Here is a 23,786-nt window from a genome sequence, read left to right on the forward strand (position 1 = left end):
GGGGCCGCCGAGCTGGCGGTGAAAGGATTAGACAGAAGATGGCTCTATTCGTACAGAAATACGGCGGGACGTCCGTGGGTACTGTAGAACGAATCGAAGCGGTGGCGGACAAGGTAAAGCGCTTTCGCGACGAGGGGCACGACCTGGTGGTTGTGCTGTCCGCAATGAGTGGCGAAACCAATCGCCTGATCGGGCTGGCCAAGGCCATCCAGGACGAACCCTGCCCACGGGAAATGGACGTGCTGGTATCGACCGGTGAGCAGGTGACCATTGCGCTGCTGTGCATGGCGCTGGAAAAGCGTGGCCTCAGCGCCCGCTCTTACACCGGTGGTCAGGTGCGCATCCTGACGGACAGTGCCCACACCAAGGCGCGTATCCAGGATATCGAAGTCGACGGCATGCGGGCAGATCTGTCTGCCGGTCGGGTTGTGGTTGTCGCCGGCTTCCAGGGTATGGATGCCAAGGGCAACATTACCACCCTGGGGCGCGGCGGTTCGGATACCACCGGTGTGGCTCTGGCAGCGGCGCTCAAGGCCGATGAGTGCCAGATCTATACTGATGTGGATGGCGTCTACACCACCGATCCCCGGGTGGTTGAGGGCGCGACCCGTCTGGACAGAATTACCTTTGAAGAAATGCTGGAAATGGCCAGCCTGGGTTCAAAGATACTGCAGATTCGTTCGGTCGAATTCGCCGGCAAGTACAAAGTGCCGCTGCGTGTGCTGTCCAGCTTTGTGGATGGCCCGGGCACCCTGATTACCATAGAGGATGAGGATACAGTGGAAAAACCAGTGATCTCCGGTATCGCTTTCAACCGCGACGAAGCCAAGCTGACCGTGATCGGCGTGCCTGATATTCCAGGCGTGGCGTCACGCATTCTGGGGCCGATCAGTCGTGCCAATATCGAAGTCGACATGATCGTGCAGAACGTGGCCGCCGACAAAACGACTGACTTCACCTTCACGGTGCACCGCAATGATTTCGTCAAGGCCGAGGCTATATTGCGTCAGGTCTGTGCGGAGCTGGGTGCCCGTGAGGTGGTCGGCAACAACAAGATCGCCAAGGTATCCATCGTCGGTGTGGGCATGCGCTCGCACGCGGGTGTGGCGACCAAGATGTTCGATTCCCTGGCGCAGGACAACATCAACATTCAGATGATCTCGACCTCGGAGATCAAGGTGTCTGTGGTGATCGCAGAGAAGTACCTTGAGCTGGCCGTACGCGGGCTGCATTCCGCCTTTGAGCTGGACAAGGCCGATACGGTTAGCGAATAGTGGCTTTGTTGAAGTAGGCTATAGTTAATTCGGCCTATGCTGAACCCGGTTATTGCAACAGTTTACAGGGACTTACTGTACTATCTGCGGCTGCGATAATCGGGTTGGGCACCGCCTGCAAGGCTGTGATTCGACGGGATAGGGAATAACGGGCGGCCGCGCCAGGAAAGCTGGCTGATGCCTCCCTCCGGCCTGCAGTACTCTAGGAAAGCTTAAGGAGATCCAATAGATGTTGATTCTTACCCGCCGCGTGGGCGAAACACTGATGATAGGCGATGACGTCACCGTTACCGTGCTGGGCGTAAAAGGTAACCAAGTGCGCATCGGTGTCAATGCACCCAAGGATGTTTCTGTACATCGTGAAGAGATTTATCAGCGCATCCAGCGCGAAAAATCCGGCGACCAGGAAGATCAGGAATAAAAGTTAAGAAACCCCTTTTCTTTTGAAAATCAATCTCGTATAGTACGCCCCGTTGTCGAGGTGAGATGGCCGAGTGGCTGAAGGCGCACCCCTGCTAAGGGTGTATATCGCAAGGTATCGAGGGTTCGAATCCCTCTCTCACCGCCATTTTTCAGGTAGGCGCCCGTAGCTCAGCTGGATAGAGTACCTGGCTACGAACCAGGCGGTCGCACGTTCGAATCGTGCCGGGCGCACCACTTGAAAAATACGTCAACGAGTTTGTCCCTTAGAGGGGATACAGGAAGCGCCCGTAGCTCAGCTGGATAGAGTACCTGGCTACGAACCAGGCGGTCGCACGTTCGAATCGTGCCGGGCGCACCACTCCTGTAACAACCTCACTGCTTTAGCGCCCGTAGCTCAGCTGGATAGAGTACCTGGCTACGAACCAGGCGGTCGCACGTTCGAATCGTGCCGGGCGCACCACTACGAAAGAATGTAGTGTTTCTAAAGCAGATTTCCATACCCCAGTAAAATCTCAGTCTGACGACGAACCCTAATCTCAAAACTGGATATCACTCCAGATAGAGTACCTGGACTATTTAGTCGCCGCAGGCGCCACCAGACGGTCACATGCTCCAATCGTGCCGGGCGCACCACTACGCAAGAATGTAGTGTTTCTAAAGCAGATCATTCCGAGAGAGTCCTGAACCGGCAGCAGCCACCAGGGCAATATTTCAGCTATCAGCTTAAAGCTCACAGCTCACAGCTCACAGATTTTCCTCTGGTATTCATCAATACCCTGTTTTTCCTGTTCTTCGCTCCCAATCTGTTTTCCTGGCTCGCGCTAGATAACGGCATTTGGCGTTCTATCTTGCTTGCACCTTGCACCTTGCACCTTGCCCTGTTCTCCACAGCTATCAGCTTAAAGCTCACAGCTTCCAGCTCTCACGTCTAAGCTTCTGACTCGCGGCGTTCGATCCGGTATAATCGGGGGCCTCCGTTTTCCCTGTCCTGCTTTCCTGGTCCGCGACATGAAATTTATCGTCAAGCTGTTTCCCGAAATTACCATCAAGAGCCGCCCTGTGCGCAAGCGCATGATTCAGCGCCTGGGGACCAACCTGGAAGTCACCCTGCGTCGTGTCGATGAGCAGATCAAGGTGCGCAACAACTGGGACAAGATTGATGTTGTGTGCGCCCCCGGCACTGAGCACCTGCGTGATGAGGTCGTCTCTGTGCTGTCTCGCACGCCCGGTGTGCATGCCTTTCTTGAGGTGAGGGAATTTCCGCTGGTCGACTTCCATGACGCCTACGAGCGCACCAGGGACGCCTACGCCGAGCTTCTGCGTGGCAAGACCTTCAAAGTGCGGGTTAAACGCAGCGGTCGCAACCATGACTTCACCTCCGTGGATATGGAACGCTATATCGGTGGCGGTCTGAATCAGCATACGGAAGCAGCCGGCGTTGATGTACGCACCCCGCAGGTGTGGGTCGACCTTGAGATCGTGGACGACCGCATGTTTATCGTCACCGAGCGCCACAAGGGGCTGGGCGGCTTCCCGCTGGGAACCCAGGAGCCGGTACTGTCGCTGATCTCTGGTGGTTTCGATTCGGTGGTGGCCTCGTACATGACCATGCGTCGCGGCTGCAAAACCCATTTCATCTTCTTTAATCTCGGCGGCCATGCCCACGAGATCGGCGTCAAGCAGGTGGCCTTGCACCTGTGGCAGCGTTATGGCTCCAGTGCCCGGGTCAAGTTTGTGACCGTGCCCTTCGAAGAGGTGATCGGCGAGCTGCTGCAGAATGTGCATCACTCCTACATGGGGGTCATTCTCAAGCGCATGATGCTGCGGGCAGCCGAGCGCGCCGCCGACTTCATGAAAATCGATGCCCTGGTGACCGGCGAGAGCGTGGCCCAGGTGTCGAGCCAGACCCTGACCAACCTGGCGTTGATCGACAAGGCGACCGACAAGCTGGTGCTGCGACCGCTGGTGACCTCCGACAAGCAGGACATTATCGACCTGTCGAAGGAGATCGGTGCCTTTGAATTTGCCAAAAGCATGCCCGAGTACTGCGGCGTGATTTCGGACCGCCCCACCACCCGTGGCAAGATGGAGCGGGTGCTGGAGGAAGAGGCCAACTTCGATTTTGAAGTACTGGAACAGGCGCTGAAAAAAGTGCAGGTGATACCCATCGACGAGATCGTCGAGAATATCAATGCCCATGCTGCGGTGGAGGCTCTGACCCGGGTCGGCGCCAACCAGGTGATCGTGGATATCCGCGCCAGCCACGAGCAGGAAAAGAAGCCGCTCAACATGCCGGGCTGCGAAATCCTGACTATCCCGTTTTTCAAGCTGAGCACTGAAGTTGAAAGCTTCGATACCGATCGCGAATACCTGCTGTACTGCGAGAAGGGAGTGATGAGCCAGGTGCAGGCGCATCACCTGCAGGAAAAGGGCTTTGCCAACGTCAAGGTGTTCCGTCCCGAGAGCGTCTGAGGGCAGGGTGGAAACATCGCAGAAAGGCGCCCTGGGGGCGCCTTTTTTCGGTCATGCAAAAGCTGAGTTTAATCGAAATAGGGTCAGCTATAAGTTTTCTTAAATGTCTGCCATAAATTATGCAGTCGACTCCTGTCTCCCCTGTTTCCCCTAATTTGTCTAAAATACGTTCGCTTATGTTGCCGGGACTAGGCATTCCCGGCTAAATTGAATCCGATCAAATTGTTCGGAAATCGATCTTTATTGTTGCTAAATTCCTGAAAAATAAGAGAATTTGCAGCTAATTAGACAACGACTGGATTAACACAAGGAGTATCCAACGATGGATAATCTGCTCTCCGAAGGCCTCGAGCTGATGGTGTTCGGCATGGGGTTCGTGTTCGTTTTCCTGACGCTGCTGGTATTCGTCACCGGGCTTATGTCCAAGATTGTTACGAAATATGCCCCCGCGCCAGAGATTAAACCGGCTAAAAAGCGTGCAACGGCCGCCGGGTCGGCCTCTGTCAGTGCTCCAGCCGCCAACAATGACGAGCTGGTCGCCGTGATCAGTGCAGCGGTACACAAGTTCCGCTCTAACTGACGGCAGTGGTAATGAAAAGAATAAATGCATTCATTCGACAAAAGGCCCTTTAAACATGTCCGATGCAAAGAAACCCTTAGGCATTACCGAACTGGTACTGCGTGATGGTCACCAGTCTCTGCTGGCCACCCGCATGCGCCTGGACGACATGCTCCCTATTGCCGACAAACTCGATCAGGTCGGCTATTGGTCTACGGAAAGCTGGGGTGGTGCCACCTTTGACTCCTGCATTCGCTATATTGGCGAAGATCCGTGGGACCGCATCCGCGAACTGAAAAAGGCCATGCCGAACACCCGCCAGCAGATGCTGCTGCGCGGCCAGAACCTGCTGGGCTACCGCCACTACGCCGACGATGTGGTTGCCCGCTTTGTTGAGCGTGCTGCCACCAATGGCGTCGACGTATTCCGCATCTTTGATGCGATGAACGATCCGCGCAACCTGGCCGCTGCCATCAAGGCCGTCAAGGCGACCGGCAAGCATGCCCAGGGCACCCTCTCCTATACCACCAGCTCTGTTCACACCCTGGACAACTGGGTGGATTACGCCAAGACCCTGGAAGACATGGGTGCGGAATCCATCTGTATCAAGGACATGTCCGGCATCCTCAAGCCCTACGAGGCGTTTGACCTGGTATCGCGCCTGAAGAACCAGACTCAGCTCGAAGTTCAGCTGCAGTCCCATGCCACCTCTGGCCTGGCAGACATGACGCTGCTCAAGGCCATTGAAGCGGGCATCGACCGCGTTGATACCTCCATTTCCTCCATGTCCATGACCTATGGCCACACCGCGACTGAAACCGTGGTGGCTACCCTGGACGGTACTGACCGTGATACCGGTCTGAACCTGGAGCTGCTGGAAGAAATCGCCGCCTACTTCCGCGACGTACGCAAGAAGTACGCGAAGTTTGAAGGCTCCCTGCGCGGCACAGATTCGCGCATCCTGATTGCCCAGGTGCCCGGTGGCATGCTGACCAACATGGAAAGCCAGCTGCGCGAGCAGGGCGCTGCCGACAAGTTTGACGAAGTACTGGCCGAGATTCCGCGCGTGCGCGCAGATCTGGGTCTGATCCCGCTGGTTACGCCCACCTCGCAGATCGTGGGCACCCAGGCGGTCATCAACGTCCTGATGGGCGAGCGTTACAAGAGCATTTCCAAGGAAGTGCAGGCCATCCTCAAGGGTGAGTACGGTGCCGCTCCTGCGCCTTACAACGCCGAGCTGCAGGCCCGTGTACTGGATGGCAAGGACCCCATTACCTGCCGTCCGGCCGACATGCTTGAGCCCGAGATTGAAAGGCTGACCGTTGAGCTGCGCAAGCAGGCCCAGGAAAAAGGCATTAGCCTGGCGACGGGCGACAACGAAATTGATGATGTTCTGACCTACGCCCTGTTCCCGCAGATTGGGCTTAAATTCCTGGAAAATCGCGCCAACCCCGACGCATTTGAACCAGTACCGACTCTAGAGGACGCTCAGACCATGGCTGCACCGAAGAAATCCGGCCCGGAAGTTTACACCATCACCGTTAACGGCCAGAACTACGTGGTCCAGGTCGCTGAAGGTGGTGACATCTCCGCAATCTCCAAGGCTCCGGTCGCTGCTGCTGCGCCTGCCGCTCCGACTGTTGCTGAGGGTGAAGACGTGCCCGCACCGCTGGCCGGCAACATCTGGAAAGTGGAAGTGGGTGTGGGTCAGGCCGTGCAGGAAGGTGACGTGCTGGTGATCCTCGAAGCCATGAAGATGGAAACCGAAGTCCGCGCCGCCCGCGCCGGAACCGTGGTTGCCGTCGACGTGAAGGAAGGCGATGCCGTTCAGGTGGGTGATGCCCTCCTGAGCCTGGCGTAATCGGGGAAGGATCCAGATGGATAAGTTGATAACTCTGCTGACCGCCTCGGGGATATACAATATCTCCGGCGGCCAGTTTGTGATGATCGTGGTCGGCCTGTTGCTGCTGTACCTGGCGATCAACAAAAACTTTGAGCCGCTGCTGCTGGTGCCGATCGGCTTCGGTGGCATCATGGCCAACATACCCGAGGCGGGTCTGGCCTTTTCGGCGGTTGAAAACGCGGTACATTTCGCCAAGCCGGAGCTGATGCAGGCCCTGGCGTCGGTGCTGAATGTTGTCGGTACAGACCCCGATGAAATCCTGCATGCCTACCATGTCTCTGCACCTTCAGTGCATGCGACAGCCTCCCTGGTGGCCCAGGATGGCGGTTACAGCAACGGCATGCTGTACAACTTCTACCTGGTGGCAATTGCCTCAGGTGCGGCTCCCCTGCTGATCTTTATGGGCGTGGGCGCGATGACCGACTTCGGTCCGCTGCTGGCCAATCCCAAGACACTGTTCCTGGGCGCGGCAGCGCAGTTCGGCATCTTCGCCACCGTGCTCGGTGCCATTGGCCTGACGACTCTGGGGGTGATGGACTTCAGCATTCAGGACGCCGCGGCCATTGGTATCATCGGTGGTGCCGACGGCCCGACCGCCATCTACGTCACCACCTTGCTGGCGCCCCAGCTGCTGGGTGCGATTGCCGTCGCTGCCTACTCCTACATGGCGCTGGTGCCGCTGATTCAGCCGCCGATCATGCGTGCTCTCACCACTGAGGCCGAGCGCAAGATCAAGATGAGCCAGCTGCGTCACGTGACCAAGCTGGAAAAGATCCTGTTCCCGATTTCGTTGCTTATTCTGGTCGCCTTGCTGCTGCCGGATGCCGCACCGCTGCTGGGCATGTTCTGCTTCGGTAACCTGATGCGCGAATGTGGTGTGGTGGATCGTCTGAGCGATACCGCCCAGAACGCCCTGATCAACATCGTCACCATCTTCCTGGGCCTGTCGGTCGGCTCCAAGCTGTCCGCCGACAAGTTCCTGGATGTGCAGACGCTGGGTATCCTGGTGCTGGGTATCATCGCCTTCGGTATAGGTACCGCCTGTGGCGTACTGATGGCCAAGGTCATGAACAAGATGGCCGGTGGCAACGCCATCAACCCGCTGATCGGCTCCGCCGGCGTCTCGGCTGTGCCTATGGCCGCCCGCGTATCCAACAAGCTGGGGCTTGAATCCAACGCGCAGAACTTCCTGCTGATGCACGCCATGGGCCCGAACGTCGCTGGCGTTATCGGTTCTGCGGTGGCAGCCGGTGTGATGATCAAGTTTGTCGGCTAAACGACAAGCTGCTGGATAAAAAAGGGGCCGTCATCGACGGCCCTTTTTTATGACTGAAATAACCTGCTCTCGACCTGCGGCACTCTACCGCTTTACAGCACTACCGCTTCAGCGCCGCACCGTGTTCAGTTGCGGTGCCACGAACGCCTGCCTGAAATACTCCCTAATACCATGCATCGCCGGCGTGAACGCCTTGTCACGGCGCCAGGCCAGCCCGACGCTCATGGGGTGCACTTCATCCAGCGAGCGGGTTTCAATGCGGCGTCCTTCCAGAGACCAGGGCCGGTATACCAGGTCCGACAGGATCGAGATCCCCAGGCCGTTGGCCACCATGCTGCGTACCGACTCCACCGAGGTGGTGCGCAGGATGACGTTCGGGCTATGGCCGCTCTGCTCCCAGTAGCGCATGGCGCTCTGGTGGGCTTCGTCGACCGTCAGCATGATAAAGGGCTCGGTGGCTATGTCGGCCAGGCTCAGGTTGGTGTTGCGACTGAGCGGGTGATGGCTGGGCAGCCAGAGCCTGCGTTCCGAGTTGAAAAGCGTCTCCGAAGCGATCTCCGGATGGGTCAGGTTGGCGGTCAGAACAACGGCCATATCGAAGCGGTTGTCGACCAGACTCTGCTCAATGTCGGCACGTTCCTGCTCGAAAAGCTCGATCTGGATATTTGGATACCACTGTGACAGGCGCTGCAGATGGAACGGCAGAAAGTAGCCCTGCACCGTGTAGCTGGCGGCCAGGCTGAGGCTGCCGATGGTGTCGCTGTCGGCGTGGGGGATGTTCAGCGCATCGTCGACACTGCGCAGGACGGTGTAGGCATGATTGAGAAAGTGGCGGCCGCTGTCGGTCAGGCTCATGCCCTGGGGCGAACGGCTGAACAGTTGCACCGCCAGGGTGCCCTCGAGTTCCTTGATCGCGCTGGTGACCGCCGATTGAGAGATATTGAGATGCAGTGCCGCCTGGGAGATCTGACCCACTTCGGCGGTGGCGACAAAGTAACGGATCTGACGCAGCGTGATGGCCATAGTGTAATTCCATTATCGATTTTTCAGATAATACCCTATCAAAAAATAGATCTTTTTAAGCTTATACCCGGGGAATATAGTGAATTTGTCACCGAATTACAGAACCCCGGAAGCATAGCGATGAACTCAGTAGATCTTAATTCAGACATGGGCGAAGGGTTTGGCCCCTGGACCTTTGGCGGAGGAGTGGATGAGCAGCTGATGCCGTTGATCAGTTCCGCCAATATCGCCACCGGATTTCATGCCGGCGATCCCGGCACCATGCGCACCACCGTCGAGTATGCCGAACACCACGGCGTCGCCATCGGCGCCCATCCGGGATTCCGCGATCTGGTGGGATTCGGGCGCCGGCATATTCAGGCGTCGGCCCAGGAAGTGACCGACGACATCCTCTACCAGCTGGGTGCGCTGCGTGAATTCGCCCGCCTGCGTGGTCTCAAGCTGCAGCACCTCAAACCCCACGGCGCGCTGTACATGCACCTGGCCCGGGATGAGGAGGCTGCAGAACTTCTGGTGGCGCACCTGCGCCGCCTGGAGCCGGAACTGCTGCTCTACTGCATGCAGGGTACGGCGATCTGGCAGGCGGCGACCGCGGCAGGGCAGCCGGTGGTCTGTGAGTTTTATGGCGACCGGGACTATGACCGCAGCGGCTCCATCGTTTTCACGCGCAGGGTCGCAGCGCTGGACCCGGAGCAGGTGGCGGCCAAGGTGCTGCGAGCCTGTCAGACGGGTTTAGTGCGTACCGTCGAGGGCGATGATATTGCGGTTGTCTTTGATTCGGTCTGCATTCACAGCGACAGTCCCGGTGCGCTGGGGCTGATGCAGGCGACCCGTGAGCGGCTGGAGCAGGCGGATATCCGCGTGCGTGCGCCGCGCTGATTCAAGTTTTTTACCAATAATAAGGAGGTCCACATGGCCCAGTACGAAGTGAATTCCCCGTTGCCCGGCGTGTTTTATCGCCGCGCCGCGCCCGATGCGCCTAGCTATGCCCAGGAGGGGGACCGGGTGGAGCCCGATACAGTGATAGGCCTGATAGAGGTGATGAAGCAGTTTTCCGAGCTCAGGGCCGGCTATGCCGGCACTCTGTCCAGCTTCAGCCTTGCCGATGGCGAGCCGCTGGAACCCGGGCAGCTGGTTGCCCTGATCGAAAGTGACAGCTGAGGAGCGATCAGTATGAATAACAAGATTACCAAGCTGCTGGTTGCCAATCGGGGCGAAATAGCGGTGCGCATTATTGGCGCGGCCAGGGCGCTGGGCATTCCCACAGTGGCGGCCTGCAGCGAGGCCGATATCGATTCCCTGCCGGCACGCCTGGCCGATGAGGTCGAGGTCATAGGGCCAGCCCGCGTCGATCAGAGCTATCTCAATGTCGAGGCGTTGCTGCAGGCGGCACGCAATACAGGCGCCAACGCCATTCATCCGGGCTATGGCTTTCTGTCCGAAAATGCCGACTTCGCTGAGGCCGTGGTCAAGGCCGGCCTGATATTTGTCGGCCCGGATGCTCAGACCATTCGCCAGATGGGTGACAAATCCTGCGCCAGAAGCACGGCCCAGGCCGCCGGCGTGCCGGTGGTACCGGGCTCCGATGGCGAGCTGGAGTCGATAGAGACGGCCTTGCAGGTTGCCCAGTCGATTGGTTATCCGCTGTTGATCAAGGCCTCCGCTGGTGGCGGTGGGCGGGGTATTCGCCTTGCCCAAGATGCCGATGAGCTGGTGCGCGAATTTCAGATTGCCCAGAGCGAGGCGAAAGCCGCCTTCGGTTCGGGTGCCGTCTATCTGGAGCGCTTTGTAGAGCGGGCGCGGCATATAGAAGTACAGATTCTAGGCGATGGTGAACACTGCGTGCACCTGTTCGAACGCGAGTGTTCGCTGCAGCGCCGTCGTCAGAAAGTGTTCGAGGAGGCGCCGTCGCCTGCGCTGGATGCGCAGTTGCGTCATCATCTGTGCCAAAGCGCAGTCAGGCTGGCCGCGTCGCTGAATTACCGCGGTGCCGGCACCCTGGAGTATCTGTTTGACGAGACCAGCGGCGAATTCTTTTTTATAGAAATGAATACCCGCATTCAGGTGGAGCATCCGGTCACCGAGATGGTCACAGGCGTTGACCTGGTGCAGTGGATGCTGCGTATCGCAGGCGGCGAACCGCTGCGGCTGCAGCAGGACGACATCGAACTGCACGGGGCGGCGATCGAAATGCGCATCAATGCCGAAGATCCGCAGCGCGGCTTCTTTCCCTGTCCCGGTGTGGTCGATGAACTGCAGTGGCCGCAGGGGGAGGGGATCCGTGTCGAGAGTCACCTGTACCAGGGCTATCGGGTACCGCCGTACTACGATTCGCTGCTGGCCAAGCTGGTGGTGCATGGCGACAGTCGCGCCGCGGCCTTTGCGCGGGCCGCCACGGCCCTGGCGCAGACGCGGCTGACCGGCATGGCCACAACGATACCGCTGCACCGCAGGCTGCTGGAAGATGCTGAGGTTCTGGCCGGTCGATTTGATACCGGCACCCTGGAGGTCTGGCTCTCGAAACAGGGTGCAAGCCTCGGTGAAGCGCTCGCAGAGGAGGTCTGAAATGTCACAGCAAGCCATCCGCTATAGCTTTGGAGGAGATGAGCATCTCTTTGCCGAAGTCGCCGAATCTATGTCTCTGGAGGCGTTTTTCCGGGGCATGGAAATGACGCGCGTCATCGAGGAGGCGGCCATTCCCGGCGTGCTGGATATCTGTCTGGCCAACGCCTCTTTCCAGGTACGTTTTAATCCGGATCTGCTTCATCCCGATGATCTGCTGACGCAGGTCCGCTCGCTGGAGGAAACGGTGGGCGGGTCGCGGCGCCTGCAGACGCGCATTGTCGAGATACCGGTGCTCTACAACGACCCCTGGACCCACGAAACCCTGATGCGTTTTCGGGACCGTCACCAGGACCCGGATGCGACGGACCTCGAATATGCCGCCCGCATCAACGGCTACCAGGAGGTGCAGGATTTTATCGATGCCCATAGCGGGACGCCCTGGTTCGTCTCCATGGTTGGCTTTGTCGCCGGGCTGCCGTTCATGTTCCAGATGGTCGATCGGGAGCATCAGCTCGAAGTGCCGAAGTATCTGCGCCCCCGCACCGATACGCCGAAGCAGACCCTGGGCCATGGCGGCTGTTTTGGCTGCATCTACTCGGTGCGAGGCGCCGGCGGCTATCAGATGTTCGGCGTCACGCCGGCACCGATTTACGATCCGCAGCAGGCCATGCCCTATCTGCAGACGTCGATGGTGTTCTTCCGTGCCGGCGACATAGTGCAGTTCAAGCCCGTCGATCGTGAAACCTATGACCGTATCCTGGTCGAGGTCGAGGAGGGGCGTTTCAACCTGCGCATCCGTGATGTCAGCTTCGATCTCGATGAGTTCAGTGCCGATCCCGATGCTTACAAGCAGCAGCTGCAGGAGGTGTTGTATGTCGATTAAGGTGATCAAACCGGGTCTTGCGACCTCGGTGCAGGACGCTGGCCGTGAGGGATATTACCATCTGGGGATACCGCCCTCCGGCGCGCTGGATCAGTATTCGATGAAGACCGCCAATCTGCTGGTGGGCAATGCGCCGGACGCCGCGGTGCTCGAGTGCGCCCTGATGGGACCTGAGCTCGAGTTTCAGTCGGATGCCCTGGTGGCCGTGTGCGGTGCTCGCATGCAGCCGCGGCTGGACGGCGACGACATGCCACTGGATGTCTCTTTTCGGGTCCGGGCCGGTCAGGTGCTGAGCTTTGACTATCCCAAGGCCGGCGCCCGCAGCTACCTGGCCGTGGCCGGCGCTATCGAGGTGCCAATGGTGCTTGGCAGCCGCGCCACCTATACGCTGGGCGCGCTGGGTGGCGTGCAGGGCCGGCGTCTGCTGGCCGGTGATCTGCTGGCAACGGGCGGTGCGGGCGAGCGTGCCCGGGAAGGAATGGCGCTGCCCCGCTCGCTGATGCCGGCACTGGACAAGGAAGTACTGCTGCGGGTATTGCCCGGGCTCTATATCCACCGCCTGACCGCGGAGGCCGTCGAAAGCTTTTTCGCCGACTGCTGGAGTGTCGGCAGCGAGGCGGACCGGATCGGTTACCGCTTCAAGGGCGGCGATCCGCTCGCCTTTGTACCCCGGGAACAGCCCTTTGGGGCCGGGTCCGACCCTTCCAATATCGTCGATGCCTGCTATCCCATCGGCTCCATTCAAGTGCCGGCGGGGCTGGAGCCCATAGTGCTGCACCGTGATGCCGTCTCGGGCGGCGGGTACGCCACCATCGGCACCGTGATCAGCACCGATCTGGATCTGATCGCCCAGTTGCAACCGAATCACCGTGCCCGCTTTACCCGGGTAAGCATGGACGAGGCGCTGGCCGCGCGGCAGGACGCACGTCAACGGCTTGCCCGGCTGGAACACCTGCTGAACAACTGAGTAACCCCTGGGAACAAGTGCGCTCCTGCGGTTCCGGCACAGTGCCGGAGCCGTACAGGGCCTCTTTGTGCCCGAATTTCTGATTGGAGGTATGAAATGGCTGGTTTGTCACAAAAACAATCAAACGAACTCGACCTTTCGACCCTGCCCGTGCCCGCTACGGCACGCATGGGCCGGTTTTCCCTGACCATGGCCTGGTGGGCCGTCTGCAGTGCGATGTTTTATATCGTCGTGGGGGCGTCCCTGGCCCTGAGCTACGGGGCACGCAATGCCATTATCGGCATGGCGCTGTCGGTGGTCAGCTACGGCGTGATCAACGGCATCATCAGCCGTTACGCCATCAGCAATGGCCTGTCGGTGGCGCTGTTTTCGCGGCGCCTGTTCGGCAGCGCCGGTGCGTCACTGGCGACCCTGATTTTCTTCTCGACCGCCATCTATTACGCCGTTTTCGAGGGCTCGGTGATCGCGGTGGCGCTGAACAGCATCTTTCCGTCACTGCCGTACAAGCTGGCGGCGCTGATTGTCGTGCTCTACAGCGTGCCGCTGATTTTCGGCAGCGTGCAAAACTGGCTCGACAAGTTCAACGGTGTGCTCTTGCCCTTCTATCTGGCGGGTCTGGTGCTGGCGGTGGTGGTATCCATTAACGTCTACGGCTACCAGGCCGACTGGCTGGAGCTGGGGCCGGAAACCGTGCCTGAGTACGGCTGGTGGAACTGCTTCACCTACTACATGGGCGTCTGGGTGCTGATGCTCTACACCTTCGACTACGCCCGTTTCGGCAAAGCGCAGGATAGCAGCTACCACGCCCGCTTCAATTTTGGCATGCCTTTCTATCTGGTGACCTTTCTGCTCAACGGCGTGATCGGCATTTATCTTGCTGCCAGCATGCCCCAGGAGGGCGCCCTGAGTGAGGTTTCGGTGGTCCTGGCGATACTTAAACTGCTGGGCATCTGGGGGCTGCTGTTTGTCTGGGTGACCCAGACCCGCATCAATACCGCCAACTACTACCTGGCAACCGTAAACATGCAGGCATTTTTCGAGAACCTGCTGGGGCTGCGCTACTCCCGCCTGATCTGGTCGCTGGTGGTGGGCGCCGTGGTCTACGGCCTGATGCTGGCGGATGTCTTCGCCTACCTGTTGCAGGCGCTGGCCTACCAGGGCGTTTTCGTCGTGGCCTGGGTCGGCGTCGCGCTGGCGCATATCTTTTTTGCCGCCCGCAATGACCGGGCCGACGCCGCGGTACCGGTGTTCAATGGCGTGGGGCTGCTGGCCTGGTTCTGCGGTACTGGGCTTGGTTTTGGGCTCATGAGCCTCGAGTCGGGCTGGGCGTCGATGGCCGCGCCGGCAACCTTTGTGCTGTCCCTGGTGATCTATGGGGCGCTGCAGGGGCGCAGGAAAGCCGAGGAGGCTGTCGCCGCCTCCTGATACACAGGCGAACAGCTGCAGGAATAAAAAAGGGCCGACGGCCCTTTTTTATGTGTTATCGAGTCGCTGGCCGAGTTCAGCGGCTGGCGCTTTTCAGTTCAGTACCCCGCCAGTACCTCCAGGTGTGCCTGCACCGAAAAGCCCAGTGCCACCGGGTTGTAGCCGCCCTCCAGCACCGAGACTATGCGGCCGTTGCAGCACTGGCGGGCTAGATCAGTGAGCAGTTGGGTGGCCCAGCGGTAGTCATCCTCGGTCAGTTCAAGATCCGCCATGGGGTCTTCCTGATGGGCATCAAAACCTGCGGAGATAAAGATGATATCGGGTTTGTGGGCCTGGAGTGCAGGCAGCCAGCGGTCTTCCAGCGCATGGCGAAACAGCGCCGGTTTGCTGTAGGCCGGCAGTGGGCAGTTGAGGATGTTGTCGCGCTGAATATCCTGGTAGCGCTCGGGATAATAGGGGTGCTGGAAGGTCGAGCACACCAGCACTTCGGGCCTGTCCTTGAAGATATCCACAGTGCCGTTGCCGTAGTGCACGTCGAAGTCGACGATGGCGACCCGCTGTACCGAGGGCTGCTGCAGCGCATGCAGGGCGCCTATGGCCACATTGTTATAGAAGCAGAATCCCATGGCCAGATTCTGTTCGGCATGGTGCCCGGGCGGGCGTATGGAGCAAAAGGCATTAGTGCGGGCGCCGCTGAGCACCAGATCGGTGGCCTGGATGCTGGCGCCCGCCGCCAGTGTGGCGGCATTCAGGGTATAGGGGCAGAGCGCGGTATCGTCATCGGCGTGGAAAATGCCTGCTTCGGGCTGCTGCCGTTCAAGCCCGGTGCGGTGCTGGCGGCTGTGAGCCTGCTCAATCTGCAGGGTGCTGGCCGGGATAGCGCTGTACTCTGCCAGTTCCTGCATCAGGCCGGTGCGCTCGAGCACCTTGCGGATGGCCAGCAGGCGCAGCGGGCTTTCGGGGTGTTCCGGTCCCATATTGTGCAGGCAGCAGTCAGCGTGGGAGATGAATGCGGTGGTCATGCAGGCTTTCTCTTGTCGTTATCGTTTTTATGGGTGCAGCTATGGCGCTTTGGGCGTGGCCTGGCTCTATCGTGCGAGGTTCAAAGCCCGAGTTAAGGGCCTGAGTGTAGCGAATCACCGCGCCGCTGGCTGCTAGTGTACTGCTTTGCCCTAATGGGTGCTTGTAGAGCCCGCCAATTCGTGTCCAGCAAGGCGCCGTTCGCCGGTAATAGTGGTTCTCTTGCCAAGAGCGGCAACGCAGCAGGGCGCGAATTGGCGAGCTCCCTGCGGGCGAGCCGCCAGGAGGCCGTCCGCGGTGTTGCATTTCCTCGAAATAGGCCCACTATGGCTTCGAAAATGCGCCGTGCGGCCAACCTCCTGGCGACTCGCTAAAAGCGCCTCTAAGAGCGAAGCAGTACACGAGCTTTAGGTATAAGCCGATATGGCGATCTATTTGAGGGTCGGATCGCGGTACGCCTTTCGTGTTCCTCGCCGGCCTCTTATACTCGGCTATTGCAATGGCCGTATTAAGGAATCCGCGTCCGGTGACGAACAGGAAGGTCGACTATTCAGACAAGCGGGTGCTGCTGATCGATAGCAGCGGCAATGTCCGCTCGGCGATCTTCCATATGCTGCGTCGCCTGGGTGTGCACAATATTCAGGCCGTGAGCATCAATGATCGGGTGTTCAGCCTGATCTCCGAAGGCGGTTTCGATCTGATTCTGCTCGGTCATAACGGCAGTGATGCAGTCTCCGGTATCCAGATTCTCGAAGAGGCCCGTTACCGGGGCTATATGAAACCCAGCGCCGGCTGGGTTTTCATGACCAGCGACGCCAGCCAGGAAATGGTGCTGCATGCCATCGACAGCCGCCCCGATGTGCTGCTCACCAAGCCCTTCAGCATTGATGAACTCAAACTGCGCCTCGATAGCCTGGTGTGTCGCAAAGCGGTGTTGCGCCCGGTGGATATGGCGCTGGAAATGGGTGATCTGCCCCGCGCCATTGCGGCCTGTGATGAGCGGGTGCCAAAGCATGATCCGTTGTTTGATTATGTGCAGCAGGTCAAGGGCAAGCTGCTGATTCAGGCGCGCCGTTTCCAGGAGGCGCGAGTGCTGTCTGAAGCCCGTTACTGGCAGAGCCAAGACAAGGAAGCCGGGCTGCACCTGGCCGAAGCCCTGGCGGGCCTGGGTCAGTTGCGTGATGCCATTGGCGTGCTGGAAGGCCTGATCGAGCATTATCCGTTGCTGATCGGTGCCTATGATCTGCTGGCCATAGTGCACGAGCGCCTGGGCGAGCTGCCTGCTGCCCGCGAAGCGCTGGTGGATGCCACCGCACGCAGTCCGCTGGGTATTCCGCGGCAGATGGAACTGGGCCGGGTCTCGACCCAGACACGTAACCTGGACAGTGCCGAGACGGCCTATCGCAAGTCCATTGTGCTGGGGCGTCACAGTGTTTATCGCTCCCCCGAGCCCTTCCTGAAGCTGGCCAATATCCAGCGCCTGGCGCTGGCCGATGCCGATGCGCGCCAGGCGGTGCTGCTGCGTGATGCCTTTGATCAGTCACTCAATCAGGCGCTGTTCCAGTTTCCACGGGATAGTCGCTGCAAGATCCAGGTGGCGCTGCTGCGCCGCCAGCTGTTCGAGGATCTGGGTGAGACGCTTGAAGCCGAACGCATGGAGCGCGAGGCCGAGACCCTGAACCGGGCGCTGGACACACCGCTGGATCTCAAGCGCGAACAGCTGCGGGTGAGTGCCGACAAGGTGCCGCTGCTGGAGCCCGATACGCCGTTGCTGGCGCAGGTGCCGCCGGATACCGGCAAGCGGGATCCGGCCATGAGTCTGAAGGTCAACCGCCTGGGCGTGAAGCAGTACCGCGTCGGCAAGATACCCCAGGCGCTGCGCTACTTCGGCATGGCCATCGAATACGATCCCGCCAATGCGGCGGCGCTGCTCAATCTCGCCCAGCTGTTTCTGGAATCTGGCCGTGATACCGAAACGCGCCGCGAGGAGCGCCTGCGCATGGTGGATCGATACCTGCACCTCTGTGCGACCCTGTCGACGAAAGGCGATGTGCAGGTCCGGCAGATGCTGCTTCAACGCCTGCGGACCCTGCCCGTGGAGCAGCTGCCCCAGGGCAGCCTGGGTGCACTGCTGCGCTAGCAACGCGAGTGGCGCAGGCGCTTCAGCGCCAGGTTGGACCATGTGGTAAAATTCCCTCAGGTTTTTGAGTAACAGCAGCGGAACAGAGTGAATGACAGGGAACAGCACCCCAGCGGTCGAAGAGATCAAACCCAAGCGGCGTTCGCGCATCAGGGAAGCCCATGAAACCCGCATACTGGCAGCGGCGGAAGACGTGTTTGCACAGTTCGGCTATAACGGTGCTTCGGTTGAAGCTATCGCCGAGCAGGCCGGGCTGTCGAAGCAGAACATGCTTTATTATTTTACCTCCAAGGAAATTCTCTATCGCCAGGTACTGAAGACGATTCTCGATCTGTGGCTCGAGAAAATGACGCTGCTGGAGCAGGCCGGTGAAGACCCCGCCGCCATGCTGGAAAACTACATTCGCGGCAAGTTTGAAATATCCCGCACCCACCCCAACGGCTCCAAGGTGTTTGCCAACGAGATCATCAATGGCGCGCCGCACCTGAAAGAATATCTGCGTGAGCGGCTGTTGCCCCAGCTTGAAGCCGATCTTGCCCTGGTAAGAGGCTGGATTGCCGATGGGATTGTCGATCCCATCGAACCTGAGCATCTGTTTTTTACCATCTGGGCATCGACCCAGACCTATGCGGATTTCTCGGCGCAGATTGAGTTGTCGCTGGGCAAGGAGAGTCTGGAGGCGGATGATTTTACGCGGGCGGGGGATTTTTTGACCCATGTGATTTTGAAGGGGATTGGGTTGAAGGGGTGATGCGTTGAAGCCCGTGCAATCGTTGGCATCGAAGCGGTTTGATGGTTTGTGTTGCGCCTTGCTGGCGCGTTACTTTCTTTGCTCGTGCAAAGAAAGTAACCAAAGAAAGCACGCCCCGATGAAGCCTTTTCGCTGCGCTCTGAGCTCATGCGGCGGGCTCCGCTGAAGGTACATCCATGTACCTCATCGGAGGCGTAACAGTCCCTGTTGCGCCCCTTCGGGCCAATTCACCGCCTGACCTCAGTGCTCGCCGGCTTCATAAGGGGGAGGCTGCCAACTTCACCTTTTCCGCCAGCAGTTATAGATTATGAAATTCAATGCCGATAATTTCCTTAGCTATTAACCCGGCGGGCAAATACCTCTAGGAGGCGTAGTTGATCGCCGGATGCTCAAAGTATTTCGCAACTCGCTCTGGCATCTTTTGCAGCATCCGCATGTGACTCAGCACCTTACCCGCCAAATCCGCTTGATTTCTAGCGGGTGCCGCACTGCGGATCCCGGCTTTCAAGTCAGCATTCAAGTACTCATCCGGATTCAGGTCCGGCGAGTACGCAGGCAAATAGAAAACCTCTATTTCGTCTGCATGCCGAACCAGCCACGCCTTCACCAGCTTCGCATGATGAACTCGAAGATTGTCCAAAACGAGAAAGACCTTTCGCTCAGCGTCCTTAATCAGCCGTTTCATAAACCGAAGCAGCACTTTTGCGGTCATGTTCTCTCCATACATCATGAAGCGGACGGTGCCTCGGTTATTGACCGCTGAGATCATGTTCGTCGAAAACCGCTTGGCGTTGATTTCGACGACCGGGGTTTCCCCTTTCGGGGCGTACCCACGACTGTGTTGGCAGTCGTTACGGATACCTGTTTCATCGCCCCAATAGATCTCTGCACCTTCTACAGATGCGCGTTTTTTAATCCCCGGGTAGGTGCTATCCAACCAGTCTTTTACCGCCTTCGGATTACGCTCATAGGCCCGTTTTGCGGGCTTCTGGGGCGTGAACCCCCAGCGTTTTAGGTAGTCCCCGATGGTGCGGATTGCAATACGAACATTCCACATTTGCTTGACTACCGCCTGTATCGCTTTGCGATTCCAGAGCGCAAAAGGCAGTTTCATTTGGTCCGGGTTTTTGTCGCAAATCAGCTTCTTCAAAATAGACTCTTGAGCACCGGTTAGACGCCGCTGCTCTTCGGGCCTCCGGCCTCTTTGTCCAAGCTTTATCGCCTGCTCACCGCCCAGCTTCCAGGCCCTGATCCAGCTGCAGGCAACGGTATAGTGGACACCTATAATCTCCGCGATTTCTGCCCTTTTGTGACCTTGCTGAAACAGCCGGATAGCCAAGTCGCGGTTGTGTTGCTGAAGCTCAGAAGAGACTTTCCGTGTGTCTAATTTTTTCATGCACGGATTATACTCTATCTATGCCTATTTGTCCGCCGGGTTAATAGCTGATGAACTATCTATATTAAAAACAAAAGGTACATGATCACTAACCGTTATCCAGTCATTGTGGTTACCTATCTCAAGGCTGCTGATTCTGGAAATGTCTTCTGACGTGAAAATATAATCTATGTGATAAGCCTTTTCGGGATTTCGGTGGAGAAAAAACGTTGGTCTGCTTTCCTTTCCTTGTGCCTCACTAAATTGACTGTGGTAAAGGCTTTGAATACCTATTGCATCAAGCTCCGATATGACATCAGAATGGTTCCACCACCTGTCAGGTTTATCCCATATGACATTGCTATTAAAGTCACCAAGAATGATTGTGCTGTTTCCCGATAATTCTTCCCGATGGATCTGCAAGTATTTCCAGAACTGTCCCATATATCCGAAAGCTTGGTCATTACTGCCTTTTGTCCAGACTGCCAAAATTGTAAGATAATCGTTGATAGTAAATGGTAAAAATAGTTTTAATTCATCTGTGCTCCATCGAAGTGCCGTACTGCTGCTGTCTAACTCAGTGAGTTTAAAATCCCCTTGCCAATTGAGGCTTTTAACTAAATTCCCTTTTTTTGGAAATATACCAATTCCTCGATTTTTAGATTCTCCTATCCAAAGGTAATCACCAGCCCAGTCTCTATACTCGGGGCTGGACTTTTCTGGGTTCTCACACTCTTGGATAACTAGTAAGTCGGCGTCAAAACTGTTGGCCTCGTCCAGCTTTTTTCTCAATGCACCGTTACAATTACAATTCCAATTTACAATTTTCATATGCTATACCGTTAACGCCGGAAACAGGGGCAGATTTAAGGAATGGTCCTTCCATAACGTTGTTTGGGACTCCGAGTGCCGTGAATAAAAGTGAGAATTTTACTACCATGTTAGAGATTTTTATTGTCTGAGTTGTCGGTACGAATAGATATGTTTAACGATTGATTTCCAACACTGGTAATACTAGCTAGGGTTTTAGATATTTTCTCAAGACTTTGAGCGGTCTGCTTGTCCCAATTATGATCCGACGCATTCGTGCCCTCGAACGAACGTAGATCGATTCTAGAAATGGTTGTGTGTTTTTGACGCGTTAGACTTAAGGGTGGTCGACTGTAGTATGTGGCGGTTATGTCAATGATGTCCTCGCCAAGTCCTTTTTTTAGACCTCCATATTGCCCCCACGTAATAATCCGTCGTTCGCTTTTAGAAAATGAAGGGATGCCTTTGATTAGAGGACCTTCAGTCATGTACTCTGGTTGTTTTGCATTCTCAAAGCCGAAGGCACGAGATGGTATAGCTCTGCTGCTAGTAAAATTTACATCTTGTGCTGCACCTGATCCTGAGTTCTCAATAATAAGGTTTATGAATGAAGGGCTCCGTTCGTCATGCAAAGCATATATAACCACTTCGGGTTCCCTCTGGATTTTTAAAACTAAATAATTTATTACTGTAGACGACAGCGCGATGATCAAAGCAACGATACTAAGTATTTCTGATGAAGGTGTAATTTCCATGAAAGCCTCTATTTATTCTAATGCTGAGCTTGCGCATTTACGCAGATGCTATAAGACCCATACTAGGGTTTACTAAAGGAATACAGTAGATGACGAAGTATCATAGCTATTTTCATCCGTTGAAAGACAATATATGGAATTAGACTCATGGCTCTGCAGCGTATTCAAAAGCGGCACAACTACATTTTGCTTTTATATTAGGAAACTTTTTCATCGTCCGCCACTGTAAATCGAGTAGCTGACTGTAGAAAATCGTACATGCTCTTTCGGAATTCTCGATGTATGCCTGTAGCTTGTTGGGTGGGCTGTAGGAATACTGTCGGGGGTGACCGAAGTTTACTAAATAATGGAGTGCTAAAATTTCTGATTATTGCATCGAAGTTTCAGTTGGCACCCAAAACCCTTTTGAAGCAGGCGAGCACCGGGAAAGTCCTGCAAACAATCCGAAGGGGCTCGATATGAATGCCGAAACCCGCATCACCACAGGGGTGTGGCGTTGCTGGACCGGAGAATTTTCACGGCGTGCAGTGTTGCCGCAGGCCGGCTTCTTGGGGCGCGTTTCCTTTGCATTTTCCCTTGCAGGCAGTCCTTGTCGCGTCAAAAGGAAAGTCGGTCGTCAGAAAGACAACACCCGCTATCCGACGAGCGTCATAATCTGTCTTCCAGCTTCCAGCTTCCAGCTTCCAGCTTCCAGCTTCCAGCTCGTTCTTGCTCCTTGCCTTCCGACATCTGTAAAAAATATTTGACCACTTGGCAAAAATTGATGTAGATTAAATTTACCGTTTGGTAAAAAGTTGTTGTGCAGGCACAGCGACCTTTGACCGGAACAATGTTAGGAGCCTTTCGGGCTTAGCCGGTTGTAGCGAGGGAAAGGCCGTTTTGAGGCAGTTTTTGAACTTTTTTGAGGCGAATAGCGGGGCTATTTAACAAGAAAGAGTGCGAAAAATGACCAAAATCGACTTTTCCGCAGTAGACCAGTGCTAAGTCCGACAGGCTCCAGGCCCCACCAAAAACAATAACGGAGGCTGTGATCATGATGCTGACCCGCACACAGGCGCTGGCGCTGGAACAGGCGAGCGACGCAGAATTCAAGACCTTAGGTCTGCAGGCAGCCGCCGTGCGTGATACGCACTGGGGCCGGACTCTGACTTATTCACGCAAGGTTTTTGTACCCCTGACCAATATGTGCCGCGACGACTGCGGCTACTGCACCTTTGTTCAGAAACCCGGCTCCCCCAATGCCCGCGTCATGACGCCCGATGAAGTCATGGCCGTGGTGCACGAAGGTGAGCGCCTGGGCTGCAAGGAAGTGCTCTTTAGCCTCGGCGAGAAGCCCGAGTTGCGTTATCCACAGGCCCGGGAAGCACTGGCGCAGCTGGGGCACAGCAGCATGGTGGATTACCTGGCGCAGATGTGTGAACGCGTGCTGGAGGAATCCAGCCTGCTGCCCCATGTGAATGCCGGCACCCTGTCGGACGAGGATATCCACAAGCTCAAGCCCGTCAGTGCCAGCATGGGCATGATGCTCGAGAACGTCAGCCGTCGCCTGATTCAGCGTGGCGAAGCTCACTATGCCTGCCCCGACAAGGTGCCAGTGCAGCGTATCCGTACCCTGGAGCGCGCCGGCGAGCAGGGCGTGCCTTTCACCACCGGCATTCTGATCGGTATTGGCGAGAACTGGGCCGAACGGGTCGACAGCCTTATCACCATCAATCATCTGCACCGCCGCTACGGCCATATTCAGGAAGTTATCGTACAGAACTTCCGTGCCAAGCCCGGTACCGCCATGGCGAATCATCCGGAACCGGATCTGAACGACATGGTGCGCACCCTGGTGCTGGCCCGCCTGCTGCTGGACCCGAGCATCAGCATACAGGCGCCGCCTAATCTGCAGCAGCGCTTCGGCGCCTATATAGCCGCGGGCATCAATGACTGGGGCGGCATTTCACCGCTTACGCTGGATCACATCAATCCGGAACGTGCCTGGCCGCAGATTGAATCCCTGCGCAGCGCCACCGCGGACTGCGGTTACGGTCTGCAGGAGCGTCTGGCGGTGTACCCGCACTATCAGCAATACCCGGATCGCTTCTTCGCCGGCCCCATCGCCGCCCGCCTGGCTGGCATCGCCCGTGGCGATGGTCTGGCGCTGGCGCAATGTCATTGAA

At 57.3% G+C, this 23,786-nt stretch carries 22 protein-coding genes and 4 tRNA genes; 20 read left to right on the forward strand and 6 right to left on the reverse strand.

All coding sequences use genetic code 11. From position 1 onward, the window contains the following. Positions 1-38: 38 nt before the first annotated feature. The 10 genes from A8C75_RS03455 to A8C75_RS03500 all read left to right on the forward strand — a co-directional run bounded on the left by A8C75_RS03455 (position 39) and on the right by A8C75_RS03500 (position 7,907). Positions 39-1,274, forward strand: coding sequence for an aspartate kinase (locus A8C75_RS03455; protein ID WP_067378161.1), 1,236 nt, complete (start codon positions 39-41; stop codon positions 1,272-1,274). A 229-nt stretch (positions 1,275-1,503) separates the two neighbouring features. Beyond that, positions 1,504-1,695, forward strand: a complete 192-nt coding sequence (gene csrA, locus A8C75_RS03460; protein WP_067288377.1) for a carbon storage regulator CsrA — start codon at positions 1,504-1,506, stop codon at positions 1,693-1,695. 59 nt (positions 1,696-1,754) lie between these two features. Beyond that, positions 1,755-1,842 (forward strand) — tRNA-Ser (locus A8C75_RS03465). A gap of 12 nt (positions 1,843-1,854) precedes the next feature. Next, positions 1,855-1,931 (forward strand) — tRNA-Arg (locus A8C75_RS03470). A gap of 47 nt (positions 1,932-1,978) precedes the next feature. Next, a tRNA-Arg gene (locus A8C75_RS03475) sits at positions 1,979-2,055 on the forward strand. Between the two features lie 25 nt (positions 2,056-2,080). Continuing rightward, positions 2,081-2,157, forward strand: a tRNA-Arg gene (locus tag A8C75_RS03480). Positions 2,158-2,705: 548 nt separating this feature from the next. Further along, positions 2,706-4,169, forward strand: coding sequence for a tRNA uracil 4-sulfurtransferase ThiI (thiI, locus tag A8C75_RS03485; RefSeq protein ID WP_067378164.1), 1,464 nt, complete (start codon positions 2,706-2,708; stop codon positions 4,167-4,169). Positions 4,170-4,491: 322 nt separating this feature from the next. Beyond that, a complete protein-coding gene (locus A8C75_RS03490; RefSeq protein ID WP_067378167.1) occupies positions 4,492-4,749 on the forward strand; it encodes an OadG family protein in 258 nt (85 codons plus the stop codon). Positions 4,750-4,804: 55 nt separating this feature from the next. Then, the gene (oadA, locus tag A8C75_RS03495) at positions 4,805-6,589 is read left to right on the forward strand and encodes a sodium-extruding oxaloacetate decarboxylase subunit alpha (RefSeq protein WP_067378169.1); all 1,785 of its coding nucleotides are present in this window, start codon (positions 4,805-4,807) and stop codon (positions 6,587-6,589) included. A 16-nt stretch (positions 6,590-6,605) separates the two neighbouring features. Next, positions 6,606-7,907 carry a sodium ion-translocating decarboxylase subunit beta gene (locus A8C75_RS03500; protein ID WP_067378172.1) on the forward strand — a complete coding sequence of 434 codons (1,302 nt, stop codon included), beginning with the start codon at positions 6,606-6,608 and terminating at the stop codon, positions 7,905-7,907. A gap of 108 nt (positions 7,908-8,015) precedes the next feature. On the opposite strand, the gene A8C75_RS03505 is transcribed toward A8C75_RS03500, so the two are convergent. Next, positions 8,016-8,930: a LysR family transcriptional regulator gene (locus A8C75_RS03505; RefSeq protein WP_067378175.1), complete on the reverse strand. Its 915-nt coding sequence runs from the start codon at positions 8,928-8,930 to the stop codon at positions 8,016-8,018. A gap of 120 nt (positions 8,931-9,050) precedes the next feature. Here A8C75_RS03505 and A8C75_RS03510 point away from each other — a divergent pair, with 120 nt between their 5' ends. From A8C75_RS03510 to A8C75_RS03535, 6 genes are all read left to right on the forward strand, one after another. Next, entirely contained in the window at positions 9,051-9,809 is a 759-nt protein-coding gene (locus A8C75_RS03510) for a 5-oxoprolinase subunit PxpA (RefSeq protein ID WP_067378178.1), read from the forward strand. Positions 9,810-9,842: 33 nt separating this feature from the next. Then, the gene (locus A8C75_RS03515) at positions 9,843-10,091 is read left to right on the forward strand and encodes an acetyl-CoA carboxylase (RefSeq protein WP_067378180.1); all 249 of its coding nucleotides are present in this window, start codon (positions 9,843-9,845) and stop codon (positions 10,089-10,091) included. Positions 10,092-10,103: 12 nt separating this feature from the next. Further along, a complete protein-coding gene (locus A8C75_RS03520) occupies positions 10,104-11,495 on the forward strand; it encodes an acetyl-CoA carboxylase biotin carboxylase subunit (RefSeq protein WP_067378183.1) in 1,392 nt (463 codons plus the stop codon). A gap of 1 nt (position 11,496) precedes the next feature. Continuing rightward, positions 11,497-12,378, forward strand: coding sequence for a 5-oxoprolinase subunit B family protein (locus tag A8C75_RS03525; protein ID WP_067378185.1), 882 nt, complete (start codon positions 11,497-11,499; stop codon positions 12,376-12,378). Continuing rightward, positions 12,368-13,345, forward strand: a complete 978-nt coding sequence (locus A8C75_RS03530) for a 5-oxoprolinase subunit C family protein (protein ID WP_067378188.1) — start codon at positions 12,368-12,370, stop codon at positions 13,343-13,345. The genes A8C75_RS03525 and A8C75_RS03530 overlap by 11 nt, the downstream gene beginning before the upstream one ends. A gap of 96 nt (positions 13,346-13,441) precedes the next feature. After that, positions 13,442-14,770, forward strand: coding sequence for a purine-cytosine permease family protein (locus tag A8C75_RS03535; protein WP_067378191.1), 1,329 nt, complete (start codon positions 13,442-13,444; stop codon positions 14,768-14,770). Positions 14,771-14,868: 98 nt separating this feature from the next. Here A8C75_RS03535 and A8C75_RS03540 read toward each other — a convergent pair whose 3' ends face one another. Beyond that, the gene (locus A8C75_RS03540; RefSeq protein WP_067378195.1) at positions 14,869-15,792 is read right to left on the reverse strand and encodes a histone deacetylase family protein; all 924 of its coding nucleotides are present in this window, start codon (positions 15,790-15,792) and stop codon (positions 14,869-14,871) included. A 524-nt stretch (positions 15,793-16,316) separates the two neighbouring features. On the opposite strand from A8C75_RS03540, the gene A8C75_RS03545 reads away from it, so the two are divergent. Then, positions 16,317-17,930, forward strand: a complete 1,614-nt coding sequence (locus tag A8C75_RS03545) for a tetratricopeptide repeat protein (RefSeq protein ID WP_084783705.1) — start codon at positions 16,317-16,319, stop codon at positions 17,928-17,930. A gap of 91 nt (positions 17,931-18,021) precedes the next feature. Further along, entirely contained in the window at positions 18,022-18,681 is a 660-nt protein-coding gene (locus tag A8C75_RS03550) for a TetR/AcrR family transcriptional regulator (protein ID WP_067378201.1), read from the forward strand. A gap of 361 nt (positions 18,682-19,042) precedes the next feature. Here the strand turns inward: A8C75_RS03550 and A8C75_RS03555 are convergent, their stop codons facing one another. From A8C75_RS03555 to A8C75_RS23530, 3 genes are all read right to left on the reverse strand, one after another. Further along, complete coding sequence (locus tag A8C75_RS03555; RefSeq protein ID WP_067378204.1) at positions 19,043-20,077, reverse strand: IS630 family transposase; 1,035 nt, start codon at positions 20,075-20,077, stop codon at positions 19,043-19,045. A 24-nt stretch (positions 20,078-20,101) separates the two neighbouring features. Continuing rightward, the gene (locus tag A8C75_RS03560) at positions 20,102-20,887 is read right to left on the reverse strand and encodes an endonuclease/exonuclease/phosphatase family protein (RefSeq protein ID WP_084783707.1); all 786 of its coding nucleotides are present in this window, start codon (positions 20,885-20,887) and stop codon (positions 20,102-20,104) included. 110 nt (positions 20,888-20,997) lie between these two features. After that, positions 20,998-21,621 carry a hypothetical protein gene (locus A8C75_RS23530; protein ID WP_157890209.1) on the reverse strand — a complete coding sequence of 208 codons (624 nt, stop codon included), beginning with the start codon at positions 21,619-21,621 and terminating at the stop codon, positions 20,998-21,000. A gap of 458 nt (positions 21,622-22,079) precedes the next feature. On the opposite strand from A8C75_RS23530, the gene A8C75_RS23535 reads away from it, so the two are divergent. Then, on the forward strand, positions 22,080-22,367 hold the full coding sequence (locus tag A8C75_RS23535) for a hypothetical protein (protein ID WP_157890210.1): 288 nt from the start codon (positions 22,080-22,082) through the stop codon (positions 22,365-22,367). 103 nt (positions 22,368-22,470) lie between these two features. On the opposite strand, the gene A8C75_RS23540 is transcribed toward A8C75_RS23535, so the two are convergent. Beyond that, positions 22,471-22,656, reverse strand: a complete 186-nt coding sequence (locus A8C75_RS23540) for a hypothetical protein (protein ID WP_157890211.1) — start codon at positions 22,654-22,656, stop codon at positions 22,471-22,473. Between A8C75_RS23540 and cofG the strand changes: the two genes are divergently transcribed. Beyond that, positions 22,655-23,785 (forward strand): 7,8-didemethyl-8-hydroxy-5-deazariboflavin synthase CofG, encoded by a 1,131-nt coding sequence (cofG, locus tag A8C75_RS03565; RefSeq protein WP_227819827.1) that lies wholly within the window; start codon positions 22,655-22,657, stop codon positions 23,783-23,785. The genes A8C75_RS23540 and cofG overlap by 2 nt on opposite strands. Position 23,786: the final 1 nt, after the last annotated feature.

Origin of the sequence: Marinobacterium aestuarii (assembly GCF_001651805.1) — a bacterium.
GTDB classification, from domain to species: domain Bacteria; phylum Pseudomonadota; class Gammaproteobacteria; order Pseudomonadales; family Balneatricaceae; genus Marinobacterium_A; species Marinobacterium_A aestuarii.

Coding starts and splice junctions, on each gene's coding strand:
- A8C75_RS03455 (WP_067378161.1), top strand. CDS start 39: ATGGCTCTATTCGTACAGAAATACGGCGGGACGTCCGTGGGTACTGTA.
- csrA (WP_067288377.1), top strand. CDS start 1,504: ATGTTGATTCTTACCCGCCGCGTGGGCGAAACACTGATGATAGGCGAT.
- thiI (WP_067378164.1), top strand. CDS start 2,706: ATGAAATTTATCGTCAAGCTGTTTCCCGAAATTACCATCAAGAGCCGC.
- A8C75_RS03490 (WP_067378167.1), top strand. CDS start 4,492: ATGGATAATCTGCTCTCCGAAGGCCTCGAGCTGATGGTGTTCGGCATG.
- oadA (WP_067378169.1), top strand. CDS start 4,805: ATGTCCGATGCAAAGAAACCCTTAGGCATTACCGAACTGGTACTGCGT.
- A8C75_RS03500 (WP_067378172.1), top strand. CDS start 6,606: ATGGATAAGTTGATAACTCTGCTGACCGCCTCGGGGATATACAATATC.
- A8C75_RS03505 (WP_067378175.1), bottom strand. CDS start 8,930: ATGGCCATCACGCTGCGTCAGATCCGTTACTTTGTCGCCACCGCCGAA.
- A8C75_RS03510 (WP_067378178.1), top strand. CDS start 9,051: ATGAACTCAGTAGATCTTAATTCAGACATGGGCGAAGGGTTTGGCCCC.
- A8C75_RS03515 (WP_067378180.1), top strand. CDS start 9,843: ATGGCCCAGTACGAAGTGAATTCCCCGTTGCCCGGCGTGTTTTATCGC.
- A8C75_RS03520 (WP_067378183.1), top strand. CDS start 10,104: ATGAATAACAAGATTACCAAGCTGCTGGTTGCCAATCGGGGCGAAATA.
- A8C75_RS03525 (WP_067378185.1), top strand. CDS start 11,497: ATGTCACAGCAAGCCATCCGCTATAGCTTTGGAGGAGATGAGCATCTC.
- A8C75_RS03530 (WP_067378188.1), top strand. CDS start 12,368: ATGTCGATTAAGGTGATCAAACCGGGTCTTGCGACCTCGGTGCAGGAC.
- A8C75_RS03535 (WP_067378191.1), top strand. CDS start 13,442: ATGGCTGGTTTGTCACAAAAACAATCAAACGAACTCGACCTTTCGACC.
- A8C75_RS03540 (WP_067378195.1), bottom strand. CDS start 15,792: ATGACCACCGCATTCATCTCCCACGCTGACTGCTGCCTGCACAATATG.
- A8C75_RS03550 (WP_067378201.1), top strand. CDS start 18,022: ATGACAGGGAACAGCACCCCAGCGGTCGAAGAGATCAAACCCAAGCGG.
- A8C75_RS03555 (WP_067378204.1), bottom strand. CDS start 20,077: ATGAAAAAATTAGACACACGGAAAGTCTCTTCTGAGCTTCAGCAACAC.
- A8C75_RS03560 (WP_084783707.1), bottom strand. CDS start 20,887: ATGAAAATTGTAAATTGGAATTGTAATTGTAACGGTGCATTGAGAAAA.
- A8C75_RS23530 (WP_157890209.1), bottom strand. CDS start 21,621: ATGGAAATTACACCTTCATCAGAAATACTTAGTATCGTTGCTTTGATC.
- A8C75_RS23535 (WP_157890210.1), top strand. CDS start 22,080: ATGAATGCCGAAACCCGCATCACCACAGGGGTGTGGCGTTGCTGGACC.
- cofG (WP_227819827.1), top strand. CDS start 22,655: ATGATGCTGACCCGCACACAGGCGCTGGCGCTGGAACAGGCGAGCGAC.
- A8C75_RS23540 (WP_157890211.1), bottom strand. CDS start 22,656: ATGATCACAGCCTCCGTTATTGTTTTTGGTGGGGCCTGGAGCCTGTCG.